The sequence below is a fragment of the Chryseobacterium gregarium DSM 19109 genome, from assembly GCF_000430845.1.
GTDB classification, from domain to species: domain Bacteria; phylum Bacteroidota; class Bacteroidia; order Flavobacteriales; family Weeksellaceae; genus Chryseobacterium; species Chryseobacterium gregarium.
In genome coordinates, this window is sequence record NZ_AUMU01000039.1 from 1 (window position 1) to 2,042 (window position 2,042).

Sequence of the window (2,042 nt, forward strand, 5' to 3'; positions counted from 1 at the left end):
CTGGATTTTATTCCTTTAACCAGCAATGGTAAGATTGACCGAAAAAGCTTACCTGAAGTGGAAAGTTCGGATCTGATAAAGAACGAATATGTGGCTGCCAGAAGTAAAGAAGAACAGGTATTAGTCTTAGTTTGTGAGACTATTTTAAAGCATAGTCCTATCAGTATCCGTGATAATTATTATAACCTTGGAGGAGACTCTATTAAATCGATTCAGATAGTTTCCAGGCTTCGTCAACAAGGCTATAGCCTTAAAGTAGAGCATATCTTGCAGTATCCTATATTAGAAGAGCTTGCAGGTTATATAACAACAGCTGCTGTTGAGATAGATCAGTCTGTTGTTATTGGAGAAAGTATTCTCACACCAATCCAACGATATTTCTTTGAGAGTGATGCTATTGTTAACAGGAACCATTATAACCAGTCTGTTATCCTAAAAAGTTCAGAGCGACTTTCAGTTGCTGCCTTAGAAACGTCAATAAAACGTCTTGTTGAGCACCACGATGCTTTGAGAATGGTGTATATAGAAAAAGAAGGAGTATGGAGTCAGCATAATGAAGGGACGGACAATAAAAAATACCGATTAAATTCCTATGAGCTTCACCATGAAGAATTATCATTGGAAGAAGAGCAGGAACGTTTACAACAAATAGGTGAAGAGCTTCAAGGCTCCACAGATATCTCTTCAGGGGTTTTATTTCATATAGGTCATGTATCAATGAGTGATGGCGACCGTATTATTTTGGTTGTACATCATTTGGTAGTAGATGGCGTTTCCTGGAGGATCTTGCTGGAAGATTTAGGTAAGCTGTACGAAGCCGTAGTTCAAGGCTTATCTTTTGCACTTCCATCAAAAACGGATTCATTCCAAAGTTGGGGTAAAGCATTGGATGGATACAGCAGAAGTCTGGAACTCTCCAAAGAGCGTTTATATTGGGAAGAAGTAGAATCAGAACATTATGAAACGTTTACTACGGATTATGCTTTGTCCGGTAAACAAATCTTAGATAATAGCTTAAACTTTAGCCTGAGTGCAGAATCTACGAAGTTACTACAAACGCGTGCAGGTAAGAAATATAGTGCAGAAATCAATGATGTCTTATTGACGGGATTGGCATTATCCTTACAGGATCAGTTTTGTATTAATAAGACCAAGGTTCTCATGGAGGGTCATGGTAGAGAAGTTATGAATACGGGTCTGGATATCAGCCGTACGGTAGGTTGGTTTACCAGTGTATATCCTTTTAGTCTTGACATCAGTAATGAAAGGCAACCTGCATTGGTAAGTGTAAAAGAAGGGTTACGAAGCATACCACATAAAGGAATAGGGTATGGAATTCTGAATTACCTTTCGGAATCATTTATCCCAACGAGTCCTGCCTCGGTACAGTTTAATTATCTTGGGGACTTTGATGATGTAATTGGTGATGATACCGGAGATACTCAATTATTGTTCAAATATAGTTCTGAAGATATTGGTAACCCTGTATCCAAAGAAAATCTTGCAACCGATATTGTACTGGATGTATCCGGGATAACAGTTAATGGAATAGTGACTATCAGCATCCGTTTCTCAAATAAAGTATTTACAGAAAATACGATAGAGAAACTTCTATCAGCATATCAGTCTCACTTAGAGGCTATGCTAATAGAAAATGAGAGGACAGAAGTGATGCTGACCCCGTCAGATCTTACCTATAAAGGCTTATCATTCAATACTATTGCAGAAATCAGCAAAGAGAATGAAGTAGAAGATATTTATGAGCTTTCGCCAATGCAGCAGGGATTATATTACCATTGGTTGGTAGATCCTAAAAGTCTGTCATATTTTATGCAGACATCCTATCGGGTAAAAGCTTCTGAGCTGAACTTATCTCTGGTAGAGAAGGCATTTGGAATATTGTTAAACCGCTATACAATCCTTCGTACTTCCTTTGAAAACCATTATGGAGAAGTTCCTTTGCAGATTGTTCATCAGCATGCCCGTGTAGATTTCAAGCATTTGATCCTAGAATCAGAACTTGAATTAGATAATATAAAACA

Annotated in this window: 1 protein-coding gene; it reads left to right on the forward strand. The window is 37.9% G+C overall.

Translation table 11 applies throughout. The features are described from left to right. Positions 1-2,042 (forward strand): condensation domain-containing protein (locus H561_RS22980; RefSeq protein ID WP_034762964.1); only part of this gene is annotated, 2,042 nt, incomplete at both ends.